The following is a 917-nucleotide window of genomic DNA, read 5'->3' as shown; positions in this document are numbered from 1 at the left end:
CCCATTTCGTACCCGTAGGCGGGGTCGTAGGTGACCACGGCGGGGTTGGTGGAGGCCAGCAGCGGGGAGTGTCCGTCGGCGTGCTGGAGGCCTTCGCCGGTGAGGGTGGTCCGTCCTGCGGTGGCGCCGATGATGAAGCCGCGGCTCATTTGGTCGGCGGCGGCCCAGAAGGCGTCGCCGGTGCGCTGGAAGCCGAACATGGAGTAGAACACGTAGACCGGGACCAGCGGCACGCCGTGGGTGGCGTAGGCGGTGCCGGCGGCGGTGAAGGCTGCGACGGCGCCGGCTTCGTTGATGCCGGGGTGGATCAGCTGGCCCTGCGCGGATTCCTTGTAGGCCAGGACCAGGTCCCGGTCCACGGACAGGTAGTTCTGGCCGCCCGGGTTGTAAATCTTGGCAGTGGGGAAGAACGCGTCCATGCCGAAGGTCCGCGACTCGTCAGGCACGATGGGGACAATACGGTGCCCGAACTTCTTGTCGCGGAGCAGGTCCTTGAGCAGGCGGACGAACGCCATGGTGGTGGCGGCCTGCTGCTTGCCCGAACCGCGCTTGGCGACGTCGAACGTCTTAGGCTCCGGCATCTCCACCGCCCCGTGGCCGGAACGACGTTCGGGTACGGAGCCGCCCAGTGCCTTTCGTCGGTCCAGGAGGTAGGCGATCTCGGGTGCGTCGGGACCGGGGTGGAAATACGGAGGGCGGTAAGGATCCTCTTCGAGCTTGGCGTCGGAAATGGGAATTCTCAGGTAATCCCTGAATTCCTTGAGGTCCTCGAGGGTGAGTTTTTTCATCTGGTGGGTGGCGTTGCGGCCTTCGAAGTGCGGGCCCAGGCCGTAGCCCTTGACCGTTTTGGCCAGGATCACGGTGGGTTTGCCCTTGAATTCGGTCGCGGCCTTGTACGCGGCGTAGACCTTGCGGTA

Annotated in this window: 1 pseudogene; it reads right to left on the bottom strand. The window is 65.5% G+C overall.

Annotation, left to right across the window (positions count from 1 at the left end):
* A pseudogene (locus AC1DFE_RS24055) lies at positions 1-917 on the bottom strand (pyruvate dehydrogenase (acetyl-transferring), homodimeric type); the annotation flags it as partial.

Source organism: Arthrobacter sp. 05T423, from assembly GCF_056396245.1.
The sequence above is the reverse complement of the archived record's forward strand: the minus strand, read 5'-3'. Positions and strand labels throughout refer to the sequence as shown.